This window comes from Streptomyces sp. LaPpAH-108, assembly GCF_000373625.1.
GTDB lineage: Bacteria > Actinomycetota > Actinomycetes > Streptomycetales > Streptomycetaceae > Streptomyces.
The window spans coordinates 57,629-72,826 of sequence record NZ_KB891995.1 but is presented as its reverse complement, the minus strand read 5'-3'; the positions used below and the strand labels follow the sequence as shown (position 1 = coordinate 72,826).

Sequence of the window (15,198 nt, the reverse complement as noted above, 5' to 3'; positions counted from 1 at the left end):
CGGGTCGACAGCCTTGCGTCGACAGCCTTGTCCCGCACCGGTCCCGTGGACAAGCTGTGTACATGACATTCGACGGGCCTGTCCCGCCGGAGACGTCGTAGCGGACCCCCACGCAAGCACGCAGGCCCTTCCCCCCGGAGGTCGACAGATGCGCCTGAGATGTGCCGGTGCCGAGCCGCGGCGCGGCAGATGGCGAAGAGCGCTCAACCTGGTGTCGGTCGTCGCGGTCATCGCGGCGACCACCGCCGTCGCGTCGCTGGACGCCCAGGCGGCGGTGCCCCCGCCGCCGTCGGGCTTCACCCTCACCTGGAGCGACGACTTCAACGGTGCCGCCGGAACCGGCATCGACCAGAACCTGTGGAAGTACGACACCGGCCCGGGCAGCAGCTTCGGCACCGGTGAGATCGAGACCATGACCAACAGCACCTCGAACGTCTCCTACGACGGCCAGGGGCACCTGGTGCTCCAGGCCCTCCACTCCGGCTCCGACCCCCGCTCCGGGTGGACGTCCGGGCGCGTGGAGACGCAGTCGGCGGGCTTCGGCGCCGCGGCGGGCGGCGTCGTCCGCATCGAGTCGGTCCTCCAGCAGCCCAACGTCACCACCGCCAACGGCGCGGGCTACTGGCCGGCGTTCTGGATGCTCGGCGCCCCGCTGCGCTCCGGTGTGACATGGCCCAAGTCCGGCGAGATCGACATCATGGAGGACATCAACGGCCGCAGCTCCGTCTTCAGCACCCTCCACTGCGGGGTGAACCCCGGCGGCCCGTGCAACGAGTCGACCGGCCTCGGCTCCGGCGAACGCGCCTGCTCCGGCTGCCAGACCGGCTTCCACGACTACGCGGCGGAGATCGACCGCTCGGTCTCACCGGAGCAGATCCGGTTCTACCTCGACGGGAACAACTTCTTCACCGTCAGCGCCAACCAGGTGGACGCGACGACCTGGGCGGACGCGGTCGACCACCCGTTCTTCATCATCTACGACCTGGCGATCGGCGGCGGCTTCCCGGACGCCTTCGGCGGCGGCCCGAACGCGGCCACGGTCTCCGGCGGCAAGTTGGTGATCGACTCGGTGGCCGTCTACAACAAGGGCCCCGGCTCCGGGGGCGGCGGCGGTTCGGTGACCGGCCAGACCATCACCGGGCCCGGCGGTAAGTGCGTGGACGTGTCGGGCGACGACACCGGCGGCGACGGCACCGCGGTCCAGCTGTGGGACTGCCAGCAGGCGGCCAAGGACCAGCACTGGACCTGGAGCGGCCAGACCCTGCAGACCCTCGGCAAGTGCCTGGACATCGCCGGCGGCGTCAACGCGAACGGCACCAAGCTCCAACTGGCCACATGCAACGGCGCCGGCTACCAGAACTGGGTCGCCAACCCCGACGGCTCCCTCTCCAACCCCACCACGGCCCGCTGCGCCGACTCCCCGTCGGGCGCCACCGCCAACGGCACCCGCCTCCAGATCTGGGACTGCAACGGCTCGGGCGCCCAAAAGTTCTCGTTGGCCTGAGAACGCCCCCCGCACACGTCGAAGGGCCCCGCTGCAAGCAGTGGGGCCCTTCGACTTAGTGCCCGGTGAGGCACTTGGCGGAGGATACGAGATTCGAACTCGTGAGGGGTTGCCCCCAACACGCTTTCCAAGCGTGCGCCCTAGGCCTCTAGGCGAATCCTCCGCCGCAAACATTACATGACCGCGGAGGGTGCTCGCGAACCTCGTTCGGGGGGCTCGGACCGGGGCTCTTCGTGGGGGTGCGATACGTCTCGCGGTGAGCCCCTGCGAGGTACCTCGCACCGGTCCGGATCGGGTACTCTTTCGGCAGCCCCCCACGCGGTGCTATCTGACTGAACTCCCCCAGGGCTGGAAGGCAGCAAGGGTAGGTCGGCTCTGGCAGGTGCGTGGGGGGCCCTTGTTTTCCCGGGGCGCACCAGGAAAGCCAGGCTGTGACCTGCGGTGGCTTCCGGTCCGCTTCCGTCGCGCGGCCGGTTGTCGGTGCTCCCCTATAACCTCGTATGCGTGTCGTCTCTCGCGCTGTACCGCCGCTACCGACCCGAGACCTTTGCCGAGGTCATCGGGCAGGAGCATGTCACCGACCCGCTGCAGCAGGCGCTGCGGAACAACCGGGTCAATCACGCGTACCTGTTCAGCGGGCCGCGCGGATGTGGCAAGACGACCAGCGCGCGCATCCTGGCCCGCTGTCTGAACTGTGAGCAAGGTCCCACGCCCACGCCCTGCGGGGAGTGCCAGTCGTGCCAGGACCTCGCGCGCAACGGCCCGGGCTCGATCGACGTCATCGAGATCGACGCCGCCTCCCACGGTGGTGTGGACGACGCCCGTGAGCTGCGCGAGAAGGCGTTCTTCGGCCCCGCCTCCAGCCGGTACAAGATCTACATCATCGACGAGGCCCACATGGTCACGTCGGCCGGTTTCAACGCCCTGCTCAAGGTCGTCGAAGAGCCGCCGGAGCACCTCAAGTTCATCTTCGCGACCACCGAGCCCGAGAAGGTCATCGGGACGATCCGGTCGCGGACCCACCACTACCCCTTCCGGCTCGTGCCCCCGGGCACCCTGCGCGACTACCTCGGCGAGGTCTGCCAGAAGGAGAAGATCCCGGTCGAGGACGGCGTCCTGCCCCTCGTCGTGCGCGCCGGTGCCGGTTCCGTCCGTGACTCCATGTCCGTCATGGACCAGCTCCTCGCCGGTGCCGGCGAGGACGGCGTGACGTACCCCATGGCCACCTCCCTCCTCGGGTACACCGACGGCTCCCTGCTCGACTCCGTGGTCGAGGCATTCGCCACCGGTGACGGCGCCGCCGCCTTCGAGGTCGTCGACCGCATCATCGAGGGCGGCAACGACCCACGCCGCTTCGTCGCCGACCTGCTGGAGCGGCTGCGCGACCTGGTGATCCTCGCCGCCGTGCCCGACGCCGTCGAGAAGGGGCTCATCGACGCCCCGGTCGACGTCCTGGAGCGGATGCAGGCCCAGGCCGAGACCTTCGGCGCCGCGGAGCTGAGCCGCGCCGCCGACCTCGTCAACGAGGGCCTGACCGAGATGCGCGGCGCCACCTCCCCGCGCCTCCAGCTCGAACTCATCTGCGCCCGCGTCATGCTCCCGGCCGCCTACGGCGACGAGCGCTCCGTCATGGCCCGCCTGGACCGCCTGGAGCGCGGTATCAGCGTCTCGGCCGGAGCGGCCCCCGCCGCCGCCCCGGCCATGGGGTACGTCCCCGGTCCCGACGCCCACGTCCACCCCGGCATGGGGACGGCGGAGCCTGCGGGACCTCCGGTGCCGCCCGGTGGTGGGCCCGCCGCCGCCCGGGCCGCCGTACGGGGTCAGGGCGCGGGCGCTCCCGCCGCCGTACCCCCGGCCGCCCCGGCTCCCGTCGCACCGCCCGCCCCCGCTCCTGCCCCTGCCCCCGCGCCTACGGCACCCACGGCTCCCGAGCCCACCCCTCCCGCGCCCACCGCCCCGGAGGCACCCGCCCCCGCCCCCGGCGCCTGGCCCACCGCCGCCCCCGTCGGCAGCGGTCGCCGCCCCGGTGGCTGGCCCACGGCCGCCCCGGCCGGTGGCGGCGGCACACAGCCGCAGTCCCCGAGCCGCCCGCAGCAGCCGCAGCCCCAGACCTCGGCCCCGGCCGCCCCCCAGACCCAGGCACCCGCTCCCGCCCCCACCGGCGGCCTCGACCCCCGCGTCCTCTGGCCGAACATCCTGGAGGCCGTCAAGAACCGCCGCCGCTTCACCTGGATCCTGCTCAGCCAGAACGCCCAGGTCACCGGCTTCGACGGCACCACCCTCCAGATCGCCTTCGTCAACGCGGGCGCCCGCGACACCTTCACGAGCGGCGGCAGCGAGGACGTCCTGCGCCAGGCGCTCGCCGAGCAGTTCAACGTGCAGTGGAAGATCGACGCGGTCGTGGACCCCTCGGGCGGCGGCTCCGCGCCCCCGCCCGGCCCCCCGCAGGGCTACGGCGGCGCACCCGCCGGAGGCTACGGCGCCCCGGCGAACCCGCGCCCCGCCGCCCCCGCACCCCAGCCCGCCCCGCAGCAGCAGTCGTCCGCCGCACCCGAGGCGCGACCCCCGGCCCCGGCGGCCCCCGCGCCCGCCCCCACACCGCCACCGGCCCGCCATGTCTCGCCCGAGGAGGACACCCCCGAGGACGACGACCCCGACCTGGACGAGTCGGCCCTCTCCGGCCGCGACCTCATCGTGCGGGAACTGGGCGCCACGGTCGTGGAGGAGATCTCCAACGACCAGTGAGCGGCCAGGGAGCGACCCGGGAGCGGCCAGCGAGCGGCCGTGAGAGACCCCAGCCGCTTGTGGGATCGTACGAATCCACCGCCCTCCGGACTTCGGCGACCCAGCCGATAGGCTGACCCCCGTGAAGGTCCTCGTCATCGGCAGCGGCGCCCGCGAACACGCCCTGTGCCGCTCCCTGTCCCTCGACCCCGACGTCACCGCGCTGTACTGCGCACCCGGCAACGCCGGCATCGCCGAGGTCGCCGAGCTGCACCAGGTCGACGCGCTCGACGGCAAGGCCGTCGCCGCGCTGGCCGGTGAGCTGGAGGCCGACCTCGTCGTGGTCGGCCCGGAGGCGCCCCTGGTCGCCGGTGTGGCCGACGCCGTGCGCGAGGCGGGCATCCCGGTGTTCGGGCCCTCGCGGGAGGCCGCGCTGCTCGAGGGGTCCAAGGCGTTCGCCAAGGACGTCATGGCGGCGGCCGGGGTGCCGACCGCCCGCTCCTACGTGTGCACCACGCCCGAGGAGGTGGCCGAGGCCCTTGCCGCCTTCGGCGCCCCCTATGTCGTCAAGGACGACGGGCTCGCCGCGGGCAAGGGCGTCGTCGTCACGTCCGACGCGGAGGCGGCGACGGCCCACGCGGCGGCGTGCGAGCGCGTCGTGATCGAGGAGTTCCTGGACGGCCCCGAGGTCTCGCTCTTCGCGATCACCGACGGCGTGAGCGTCGTACCGCTCCAGCCCGCCCAGGACTTCAAGCGCGCGCTCGACGGCGACGAGGGCCCCAACACCGGTGGCATGGGCGCGTACTCGCCGCTGCCGTGGGCCGACCCGAAGCTGGTGGACGACGTGCTGCGCACCGTGCTCCAGCCGACCGTGGACGAGATGCGCAGGCGCGGCACGCCCTTCTCCGGGCTGCTGTACGCCGGGCTCGCGATCACCTCGCGCGGGGTGCGGGTCATCGAGTTCAACGCGCGCTTCGGCGACCCCGAGACGCAGGTCGTGCTGGCCCGCCTGAGGACCCCGCTGGCCGGGGTGCTGCTCGCCGCCGCGAACGGCACGCTCGGCGACCTGGAGCCGCTGCGCTGGAGCGACGACGCGGCCGTCACCGTGGTCGTCGCCTCGCACAACTACCCCGGCACCCCGCGCACCGGCGACCCGATCACCGGTCTGGACGAGGTCGCCGAGCAGGACGCCCCGCACGCCTACGTCCTGCACGCCGGAACCCGGCGGGAGGGCGAGGAGACCGTCAGCGCGGGCGGCCGGGTGCTGTCCGTCACGGCGGTCGGCGAGGATCTGGCGAAGGCGCGCGAGCGGGCGTACCGCGCGCTGACCCGGATCGGGCTCGACGGCGCGCAGCACCGGACGGACATCGCGGCGCGGGCGGCCGAGGCGTAGATCCCGTTGTTCCCGATCAGGCCCCGGACATGCGTGAATCCGGGGCCTGATCTTTGCTTTCTGTCACTCAGCTCTGACCAAAGCCATTCCATCGAGTGAGCAATCAGCTATCCGGCTGACGGGGGCCGGGGCCCCAACTATGGTGCGGCGCAAGCATTCCGGCACTTGGCCCACCGGCATTGCGATGTCAGTGGTGGGTGCCACAGTGGGGGAGTGGGCAACGCCAGGAGAGCACGGGAGCGGCACGGAGGGGGTGAGCTCCGCTCATGACCGGAATCGGTGGGGAGGCGGGCGCGCGGGCCGCGCGTTCGCGGGCCCTGGCCGTGCTGCGGGTCCGGGGGCGCGCGCTGGGCGTGGCCCTGCTGCCCGCGGCGGCCGAGGTGATCCTGCTGACGGGCGGTGCCACCGGCCAGTTCGCCGGGCCCGGCTGGGATCTGGCCCGCTGGATCGTGGGCGGCTTCGCGCTGGTGGTGCTGCTGGCGGCGGCCGGTATCGCCCTGGTCGTGGCCCGTGCGCGCCCGGCCGAGACACCGACGGTGCCGGTCACGGAGCGCGCCGCCCCGGATCTGTACCGGCTGGTGCGGGACCTGGCCGAGCGTCTTGATGTGCCCGCGCCCTCCGCGATAGCGCTCACCCCGGACTGCGACAGTTGGCTGGAGGACCGCACGCATCCCGCGCACGGCCCGCCGCCCCGGGAGACGGCGGGCGCCCCCGCCGGGCCGGGCCTCGCCCCCGCCTCCGGCGACACCCCGGGCGGTGCCGCGCCCGCGCCCGTCCTCGTCATCGGCTCCCCGTTCCTGTGGTGGATGCGGGTGGCCGAGCTGCGCGCGGTGCTCGCCCCGGTCGTCGCGGGCACGGGCCCCTCCGCGCAGCCGGACATAGCCGCCGCCCGGCGCTTCGTACGGGGTCTCGACGCGGCGGTGGCCGTCTCCGCGACGAGCGGGCGCTGTCCGCTGACCCGGGGGGTGTGCGGGGCGCTCGGCTGGGTGGCGAGGATGCTGCTGCGCGCCTGCCGGGAGCACGCGGTGCTGATGGAGCGCGGGGTCGCCGCGGCGGCGGCCGAGCGCGCGCAGGCGGTGGACTACGGCCCCCGGATCGTCGCCCAGGAGCAGGTCGGGCTCGCCTACGCGGGCTGGGACCGGCTGCTGACCAGGGTGGCGCTGCCCGCCTGGCGGATGGGCCGCTGGCCCTCCCGGCTCGACGCGGGCGTGGTCGCCGCGCTGACCGAGCTGTCCCGGCGCGACCGCCTGGCGGACGGCTTCACCTCCCGTCTCGGCGAACGCCCGGCCTGCGATCTCCTGGAGGAGCCCGGGGTGGCCGACGAGGCGGTCTCCCTGCTCGCCGCCCGCCTCTTCCACGGCGCCCCCACGGGCCCTGGCCCCCACTGGGCCCCGGTCGACTGGCAGGCGTACCCGGAGGAGGTCGTCGACCGCACCTGGCGTGCGGAAGCGGCCCGCCTGCACCGGGTGCTGGACGGCCTCCCCGACCGCCCCCCGGCCCCGGCCTCGGGCGGCGCCACCCTGGCCCGGGTCCTGGACCACCTGACGGCTCCGGCCGAGGTACCCGCCCGGCGGATGCCGGAGGACGACGCACCGGTCACGCCCGCCGCCGCACAGCCCGAGCCCGACGACGCCGAAGACCCCACCACCGAACGCGGCTCCGCCCTCGCCGCCGGACTCAGCGCCGAACTGGCCCGGGAGGAAGGCAGCGTGCCCCGGGGCGCCACCGCCTCCGGGCTCGGCCGAGACCCCGAGCTGTGGGACGACGGCGCGCTGCCGCTGTTCCCCCTGCAGCCGCCCCGGACCGGCCGGGAGCTGCTGGTCGCGCATGTCACCGCGATGGTGTGCTGCGCGGCCGTCGACTCCGCGGGCGCCGCCCCGGGCCTGGACTGGCTCGACGGGCCGACGCTGCTCCTGGACGGGAAGCGGGCCGTCGATCTCGGCCCGAGGGTGCTCAGCCTGATCGAGGAGGGGGATCCGGCGCCGCTGCGGGACTGGCTCGCCGCCGCCGGGATACGGCCGGAGAAGCCGGTCCGGCTGGGCTGACTTCGGCCGATAACGGAGCACCGACTTCCACTTCAGGCCAATTCACAACGAATAGTGACCGGAGCCGTGCGTTATGTGATGTGCTGGGACCGAGGCGCACATGGCATCGGCATAAACACGCGCCGGCCATACCCGCACCGAGCACCACGAATCACCCGCACCAGGCACCACTCGCACCACGCACCACCCGCACCACCACAACGGCAACGGGGGCATGAGGGAGGGGAGCGCCCATGACCTCGGACCACATCCGCCGCTGGGAGTCCGGAGCACTCGCGCACGCCGTCACCGACCCTTTCGGCCTGGGCCCGGTGCCCTGGCTGCGCGGCAGCGAGACCTACTTCGACGACACCGGTCACGTGGTGCCCTGGTACGTGGACACCACCCAGCCGCACACCACCACGAGCGCGAGCGGCACCCGCGTCCCCGCCCCCCGTTCGGCGGGCCCCGGCCCCCGCTCCGCCGACGACGTGCACCGCCAGATCAAGGGCTTCACCTCCACCAGCGCGGTCGAGCCCGGCAAGGCGATCGACTTCCACATCACGGTCGACCCGCCGCAGGAGTTCAGCGTCGACATCTACCGCATCGGCCACTACGCCGGGCACGGCGCCGCGAAGATCACCAACAGCCCCCGGCTCTCCGGCATCGTCCAGCCCGAGCCGCTGGCCGCCGACCGCACCGTCTCCTGCCACCACTGGTGGCTGTCCTGGCGCCTCCAGGTCCCCGAGGAGTGGCAGGTCGGCGCGTACGTCGCCGTCCTCACCACCAGCGACGGCTACCGCTCCCACGTCCCCTTCACGGTCCGCGACGACCAGCCCGCCGACCTGCTCCTGCTGCTGCCCGACGTGACCTGGCAGGCGTACAACCTCTACCCGGAGGACGGCCACACCGGCGCCAGCCTCTACCACGCCTGGGACGAACAGGGCGCCCTGCTCGGTGAGTCCGACGCCGCGACCACGGTCTCCTTCGACCGCCCGTACGCGGGCGCGGGCCTCCCGCTCCACGTCGGCCACGCCTACGACTTCATCCGCTGGGCCGAGCGCTACGGCTACGACCTCGCCTACGCCGACTCCCGCGATCTGCACGCGGGCCGCGTCGACCCCACCCGCTACCGGGGCCTGGTCTTCCCGGGCCACGACGAGTACTGGTCGGCACCGATGCGCCGGGCCGTGGAGAACGCCCGCGACCACGGCACCTCACTGGTCTTCCTGTCCGCCAACACCATGTACTGGCAAGTGGAGTTGGCGCCCTCCGCCTCCGGTGTCCCGGACCGGCTGCTGACCTGCCGCAAGCGCAAGGGCCCCGGAAAGCCGGTGCTCTGGCGCGAGATCGACCGGCCCGAACAGCAGCTGATCGGCATCCAGTACGCGGGCCGCGTCCCCGAGCCCAGCCCCCTGATCGTCCGCAACGCCGACCACTGGCTGTGGGAGGCGACCGGCGCCCGCGAGGGCGACGGCATCGAGGGCCTGGTCGCGGGCGAGGCCGACCGCTACTTCCCGCGCACCGCGCTCCCCGAGCACGAGGAGCGCATCCTCCTCGCGCACTCCCCCTACCTGGACGGCGACGGCGTACGACGCCACCAGGAGACCTCGCTCTACCGCGCCCCCTCCGGCGCCTGGGTGTTCGCCTCCGGCACCTTCGCCTGGTCCCCGGCGCTCGACCGCCCCGGCCATGTGGACCCCCGCATCCAGCGGGCCACGGCCAACCTCCTGGACCGCATCTGCAAACGCGACTGACCACCCGGACGCCACCCTCTTCGCCGTATACGGGAGAATCGAGGCAGTTGGACAGAACCACGGGGAGGAACCGTGTCCGGATTCGTAGAAAAGCCCGAGCCGATCGAGGTTCCGGGTCTGGTGCACCTGCACACCGGCAAGGTGCGCGACCTGTACCAGAACGAGGCGGGCGACCTCGTGATGGTCGCCAGTGACCGCATCTCCGCCTACGACTGGGTGCTGCCCAGCGAGATCCCCGACAAGGGGCGCGTGCTGACCCGGCTCTCCCTGTGGTGGTTCGACCAGCTGCGTGACCTGGTGCCCAACCACGTGATCAGCACCGAACTGCCCGAGGGCGCCCCCGCCGACTGGGAAGGCCGCACCCTGGTCTGCAAGTCGCTGCGCATGGTCCCCGTGGAGTGCGTGGCCCGGGGCTACCTCACCGGCTCCGGCCTTGCGGAGTACCGGGAGTCCCGCACGGTGTGCGGCCTCGCCCTGCCCGAGGGCCTGGAGGACGGCTCGGAGCTGCCCGGACCGATCTTCACCCCGGCCACCAAGGCTGAGGTCGGCGAGCACGACGAGAACGTCTCCTACGAGGAGGTGGCCCGTCAGGTCGGCGCGGAGACCGCCGCCCAGCTGCGCCAGGCCACCCTCGCGGTCTACTCCCGCGCCCGCGACATCGCCCGCGACCGGGGCATCGTCCTCGCGGACACCAAGTTCGAGTTCGGCTTCGACGGGGACACCCTCGTGCTCGCGGACGAGGTGCTGACCCCGGACTCCTCCCGCTTCTGGCCGGCCGACCAGTGGCAGCCGGGCCGCGCCCAGCCGTCGTACGACAAGCAGTTCGTGCGCGACTGGCTGACCGGGCCCGACTCCGGCTGGGACCGTAAGAGCGAGCAGCCCCCGCCCGCGCTCCCCGAGGAGGTCGTGGCGGCGACCCGCGCCAAGTACATCGAGGCGTACGAGCATCTGACCGGCACCCGCTGGTAGTCTCGGACACGCGAGAAGCCCCCGGTGAGAACCGGGGGCTTCTACATGGAGCGGACGACGAGGCTCGAACTCGCGACCTCAACCTTGGCAAGGTTGCGCTCTACCAACTGAGCTACGTCCGCAGTGCGCCGTGGCGCGGAGCCAACTATACCCAACCCCGCTCCCGGGCGAGACGCACCGCCGCGTGCCGGTTCTCCGCGCCGAGCTTGGTGACCGCGGCGGAGAGATAGTTCCGCACGGTCCCCGGGGACAGCGCGGCCCGCTCCGCGATCTCCGCGACCGGCGCCCCGTCGGCCGCCAGCTCCAGCACCTCGGCCTCCCGCGCGGTCAGCGGGGAGTCCCCGGCGGAGATCGCGTCGGCGGCCAACTCCGGGTCGACGTACCGCTGTCCGGCGTGCACGGTACGGATGATCTCCGCGAGCCGCTGGGCGCTCACCGTCTTCGGGACGAACCCGCGCACTCCGGCCGCCAGCGCCCGCTTCAGATGCCCGGGGCGCCCGTGTCCGGTGACGATCAGCGCCCGGCAGCCAGGCAGTTCGGCCCGCAGCGATGTGGCGACCCTCACACCGTCGGCGCCCGGCATCTGGAGGTCCAGCACCGCCACGTCGGGCCGGTGGGCCCGCGCCATGGCCAGCGCCTCGGGTCCGCTCGCCGCCTCCGCGACGACGAGCAGGTCCTCCTCCAGGGAGAGCAGGGCGGCCAGCGCGCCCCGGATCAGATGCTCGTCGTCGGCGAGCAGCAGCCGTACCGGACCGTTCATGAGGCGACCTCGCTCACTTGCCGTACCTCCGCCGTCGGGACCGTACGGCACAGCGGCACCTCGGCCACCAGCCGGAACCGGTCCCCCTCCGCCGCCCCCGCCTCCAGCGTCCCGCCCACGGCGGCCAGCCGCTCCCGCAGCCCGGCGAGCCCCGACCCGCCACCCCCGCTCCCGCCCGGGAGGGCACCCGCGCCGTCGTTCTCCACCGTCAGCACCGCCCGCCCCTCGCGCACCCGCACCGCCACGGCACAGCGCTGCGCGTCCCCGTGCCGCAGCACATTGGTGGCCGCCTCGCGCACCACCCAGCCGAGCGCGGACTGCACGGGCGCGGGCAGCTCCGCCGTCTCCGCGCGCACCTCGCAGACGATCCCGGCGGCCGTCAACACGCCCTGCGCACCCGCGAGTTCCACCCCGAGGTCGGCCTCGCGATAGCCGCGCACGACCTCGCGGACCTCGCGCTGCGACTCCTGCGCGATCCGCTGCACCTCGATCATCTGCTCCATGGCCTCCGGCCGTCCGCGCCGGGCGAGTTGGACGGCCAGCTCGCTCTTCAGCGAGATCACCGAGAGGTTCCGGCCCAGCACGTCGTGCAGATCGCGCCCGAACCGCAGCCGTTCCTCCGCGACCGCGAGCCGCGCCTCGGTCTCCCGGGCCCGCTCCGCCTCCCAGAGCACGGAGAGCGTCCAGGCACCGCAGCGGCAGGCGGCCAGCGAGAAGAGGGCCGAGAAGACGGTCACGGCCCCGATGCCGATGAGCCCGGCGACGTCGGGACTGGCGAGCCCGAAAGCGGCCATCAGCAGCACGGCGAGCGCGCCTGACTGGCGCAGATACGCCCGGACCGACGTCACCATGCCGTACGGCAGCCCGAACGCCATCAGCGCGGCGCCGATCGCGAGCCCGGGCACCGCCCCCTCGCCACGGCCGAGCGCGGTGAGCGCCAGGGCCGCCGCGAGGGTCGCCGCGAGCAGCGCCCAGGAGCCCCACAGCGCCCGGGGCGGCAGCACGGCCCGCCCGAGGTAGTGGTCGAACGCCGCCCAGGTGAGCCGGTTGGCCTCCGCGCACTGGAGCGTGCCCGCCAGGAGCAGCACCCAGTCCAGGACCAGGGGCAGGGGCTGGTGGGCCATTGACCCGAGGACGGGCGCCACCAGCCACACCAGCGACAGCAGCCACGGCGTCAGGTACCACATGACGACGGTCGTCAGCTCGACCCGCTCCGCCTTGCTCCGCTCCCGCCAGTGCCGCTGCCGCAGCCGCCGCGCGTGCCCGAGCATCCTCACTCCCCCCACATCACCTGCGTGATTCCCACCGGAACCACCGGCGTACAGCAAACACGGCCACGATCACCCAGGCCAGCGCGCCCGCGAGGGCGCCCAGCGTCTCGTACGCGCTCATCCCGCCGGTCAGACCGCCGCTCACCAGCCGGATCGCCGGGGAGAACGGAAGGACTCCGCAGATCCGCGCGAGTCCGTCGGGCATCAGGTCGACCGGGAACATGATGCCGGAGCCGAGCATCGAGACGAGCACCAGCGGCAGTGCGGTGACCTGGGCGCTCTCCACACTCCGGGTGAAGGAGGCGGTGAGCGCGGCGAGCGCGGCGCTGAGCACCAGCCCCGCCACGATCCCCAGCACCGTCAGATACGGCGCCTTCGGCGGCCCTGTGTGCAGCAGGACCGCGCAGGCCGCCCACAGCAGCAGGGCCTGGGCGAGACCGAGGCCCATGGCGGGCAGGGCGGTGCCGGTCAGGATCTCGGTGTCGGACAGCTCGCCGGTGCGCAGCCGCTTGAGGACAAGCTCCTCGCGGCGGGCGACATAGGCGTTGACGAGCGAGGTGTAGACGGCGAACAGGAAGGTGAAGCCGAGGGCGGCGGTCAGCATGACCGAGCCGATGCTGAGCCCCGCCTGCTTCAGGTTCATCTTGTCCACCGCGCCGTGCAGGCTGAACGGCACGGCGAGCGGTATCAGCAACGCGGTGAGCATGACACCCCGATTGCGTCCGAGGAGGGCGAGTTCGGCCCGCGCGAGCGCGGTGAGCCGCCGAACGGCCGAAGGACCCGGCCTCTGCGCCGCCGTGATGACCGTCCCGCTCATGCCGCCGCCTCCCGCTCTCCGGCGATCCCGAGGAACGCCTCTTCCAGTGAGGCAGGGCGCACGTCCAGTCCGTGCAGCTCGACCTTGTGGTGTTCGGCCCAGGTCAGCACCCCGGTGGCGGAGCGCTGGAGTTCACGGGTGCTCAGCCGGACGGTCCGTCCGCTGACCTCGTGCCCGCACACGCCGAGTTCGGCCAGCGGCGGCAGATCGCCGGGGAACCAGCCCTCGGGCAGCCGGAAGGAGATGCGCGCGGGCCGGTCCGCGGTGACCTCCGCCGGGGTGCCCGAGGCGGCGATCCGGCCCTCGTGCAGGATCGCCAGCCGGTCGGCCAGGTCCTCGGCCTCGTGCAGATAGTGCGTGGTGAGCAGCACGGTCGTGCCCGCGTCGCGCAGGGCACGCACCAACTCCCAGGTGTCCCGGCGCCCTTCGGCGTCGAGGCCGGTCGTCGGCTCGTCCAGGAACAGGACTTCGGGATCGCCGAGCAGGGCGAGCGCGAGGTCGAGGCGGCGCCGCTCACCGCCGGAGAGCTGCTTGACCCGCACGCCGCTCTTCCCGGCGAGACCGACCCGCTCCAGCGCCTCCCCCTCGGGCCCGGCGCCGCTGGTGCAGCCCGCCCACATCCGGGCGGTCTCCGCGACGGTGAGATCCGCCGGGAAGCCGCCCTCCTGGAGCATGACCCCGGTACGGGGGCGTACGGCGGCGCGCTCGCGGTGCGGATCACGGCCGAACACCCGGACCCGGCCGCCCGCCGGACGGGCCAGCCCCTCCAGCAGCTCCACGGTCGACGTCTTGCCCGCGCCGTTGGTGCCGAGCAGGGCGAAGATCTCCCCGCGGGCCACGGAGAAGCTGATGCCCCGCACGGCCTCGAAGCCGGTGCCGTAGACGCGCCGCAGGTCGGTGACCTCGATCACGTGCTCTCGCTCGTCGCTGTCCATGACGTCAGCGTCCCGGCGGCGGGCGCGGGTCGGCAGTGCGCGCTGTCATCACCGGGCATGACAAATGTCAGAAGAGCGGACCGCATACGAAAAGACCCCGGTCCAGAGGACCGGGGTCTTTTTCCCGAGCGGACGACGAGGCTCGAACTCGCGACCTCAACCTTGGCAAGGTTGCGCTCTACCAACTGAGCTACGTCCGCACTGCTCCCGACCGGCTCCCACCGATCGGTGCGAGCACCAGCCTACCTGATCCAAAAGGATGCTTGTGACCGGTGCCAGAGCGGGTGACAGGAATCGCACACTGCGCCTTCCCCCTGGAAGGGGGATGTTCTACTACTGAACTACACCCGCACGGTCCTCGGGATTCGGCCTTTCGGCCTCGCCCCTCGGCGTGCTCCAGACATTAGCCGATCGGCAGGGGGGTTGCGCAAGTCGGTTCCCCCTGCGGACAGGTGAGCGACTCTCAGGGCCCGCCGCTGGGCCCCGAGGAACCGCTCCGCCTCACTGGGCCGCGCTGAACGCCTCGTAGACCTTCTTGGGGATGCGTCCGCGCGCGGGGACGTCCATCTTGTTCGCCTGCGCCCAGGCGCGGACGGCCGACGGGTCGGGGGCGACCTCGGTCTGCTTGTACGCCTTGCCGGACCGGGCGCGCTTGCGGCCGGCCTCCACGTAGGGCGCGAGCGCCTTGCGCAGTCTCTTGGCGTTGGTTTCGTTCAGGTCGATCTCGTACGACTTGCCGTCGAGCCCGAAGGCGATCGTTTCCGCCGCTTCCGAGCCGTCGATGTCGTCAAACAGACTGACCACGACTTTTTGCGCCACGAATATCGGTCCCTTCGTGCGGCACGTTGATACGGCTCACCGGCTACGACATGCCGAGTATCCGCTATTGCCAATTCATTTGTACAGCGCTCGGCAATGAAAGGGGAAGACCCACTAAAACCGCCCGCGTGTCCGGCTTCAATAGATGTCGCGCACGGACTGGAGAACTTTCCCAGAAATTTTCGTGAGCGCACGTCTTCGACACCCGATCGTGATGCGGGTCAC

At 72.7% G+C, this 15,198-nt stretch carries 11 protein-coding genes, 4 tRNA genes and 1 other RNA gene; 7 read left to right on the top strand and 9 right to left on the bottom strand.

The annotated features are described in order from the left end of the window. Nucleotides 1–211: 211 nt before the first annotated feature. A complete protein-coding gene (locus B079_RS0119350; RefSeq protein WP_018547489.1) occupies nt 212–1,504 on the top strand; it encodes a glycoside hydrolase family 16 protein in 1,293 nt (430 codons plus the stop codon). Nucleotides 1,505–1,579: 75 nt separating this feature from the next. Here the strand turns inward: B079_RS0119350 and B079_RS0119345 are convergent. Further along, nucleotides 1,580–1,667: transfer RNA gene (locus tag B079_RS0119345), tRNA-Ser, on the bottom strand. 142 nt (nt 1,668–1,809) lie between these two features. Here B079_RS0119345 and ffs point away from each other — a divergent pair. The 6 genes from ffs to B079_RS0119320 all read left to right on the top strand — a co-directional run bounded on the left by ffs (nt 1,810) and on the right by B079_RS0119320 (nt 10,371). Beyond that, nucleotides 1,810–1,906, top strand: an RNA gene (gene ffs / locus B079_RS34070) — signal recognition particle sRNA small type. Between the two features lie 102 nt (nt 1,907–2,008). After that, complete coding sequence (locus tag B079_RS0119340; protein ID WP_018547488.1) at nt 2,009–4,249, top strand: DNA polymerase III subunit gamma and tau; 2,241 nt, start codon at nt 2,009–2,011, stop codon at nt 4,247–4,249. 121 nt (nt 4,250–4,370) lie between these two features. After that, the gene (gene purD / locus B079_RS0119335; RefSeq protein ID WP_018547487.1) at nt 4,371–5,621 is read left to right on the top strand and encodes a phosphoribosylamine--glycine ligase; all 1,251 of its coding nucleotides are present in this window, start codon (nt 4,371–4,373) and stop codon (nt 5,619–5,621) included. Nucleotides 5,622–5,887: 266 nt separating this feature from the next. Next, nucleotides 5,888–7,666 carry a hypothetical protein gene (locus tag B079_RS0119330; protein WP_018547486.1) on the top strand — a complete coding sequence of 593 codons (1,779 nt, stop codon included), beginning with the start codon at nt 5,888–5,890 and terminating at the stop codon, nt 7,664–7,666. Nucleotides 7,667–7,899: 233 nt separating this feature from the next. After that, on the top strand, nt 7,900–9,402 hold the full coding sequence (locus B079_RS0119325) for a N,N-dimethylformamidase beta subunit family domain-containing protein (RefSeq protein WP_018547485.1): 1,503 nt from the start codon (nt 7,900–7,902) through the stop codon (nt 9,400–9,402). A gap of 72 nt (nt 9,403–9,474) precedes the next feature. Then, complete coding sequence (locus tag B079_RS0119320) at nt 9,475–10,371, top strand: phosphoribosylaminoimidazolesuccinocarboxamide synthase (RefSeq protein ID WP_018547484.1); 897 nt, start codon at nt 9,475–9,477, stop codon at nt 10,369–10,371. A 46-nt stretch (nt 10,372–10,417) separates the two neighbouring features. Here B079_RS0119320 and B079_RS0119315 read toward each other — a convergent pair. The 8 genes from B079_RS0119315 to B079_RS0119280 form a co-directional block, all read right to left on the bottom strand. Then, a tRNA-Gly gene (locus B079_RS0119315) sits at nt 10,418–10,493 on the bottom strand. A 23-nt stretch (nt 10,494–10,516) separates the two neighbouring features. After that, a complete protein-coding gene (locus tag B079_RS0119310) occupies nt 10,517–11,131 on the bottom strand; it encodes a response regulator transcription factor (RefSeq protein WP_018547483.1) in 615 nt (204 codons plus the stop codon). After that, nucleotides 11,128–12,402, bottom strand: a complete 1,275-nt coding sequence (locus tag B079_RS0119305; RefSeq protein ID WP_018547482.1) for a sensor histidine kinase — start codon at nt 12,400–12,402, stop codon at nt 11,128–11,130. The genes B079_RS0119310 and B079_RS0119305 overlap by 4 nt, the downstream gene beginning before the upstream one ends. A 16-nt stretch (nt 12,403–12,418) precedes the next feature. After that, nucleotides 12,419–13,219, bottom strand: coding sequence for an ABC transporter permease (locus tag B079_RS0119300; RefSeq protein WP_018547481.1), 801 nt, complete (start codon nt 13,217–13,219; stop codon nt 12,419–12,421). Then, entirely contained in the window at nt 13,216–14,154 is a 939-nt protein-coding gene (locus B079_RS0119295; protein ID WP_018547480.1) for an ABC transporter ATP-binding protein, read from the bottom strand. The genes B079_RS0119300 and B079_RS0119295 overlap by 4 nt, the downstream gene beginning before the upstream one ends. A gap of 127 nt (nt 14,155–14,281) precedes the next feature. After that, a tRNA-Gly gene (locus B079_RS0119290) sits at nt 14,282–14,354 on the bottom strand. A 79-nt stretch (nt 14,355–14,433) separates the two neighbouring features. After that, nucleotides 14,434–14,505, bottom strand: a tRNA-Gly gene (locus tag B079_RS0119285). Nucleotides 14,506–14,655: 150 nt separating this feature from the next. After that, nucleotides 14,656–14,973, bottom strand: coding sequence for a histone-like nucleoid-structuring protein Lsr2 (locus B079_RS0119280; RefSeq protein ID WP_018547479.1), 318 nt, complete (start codon nt 14,971–14,973; stop codon nt 14,656–14,658). Nucleotides 14,974–15,198: the final 225 nt, after the last annotated feature.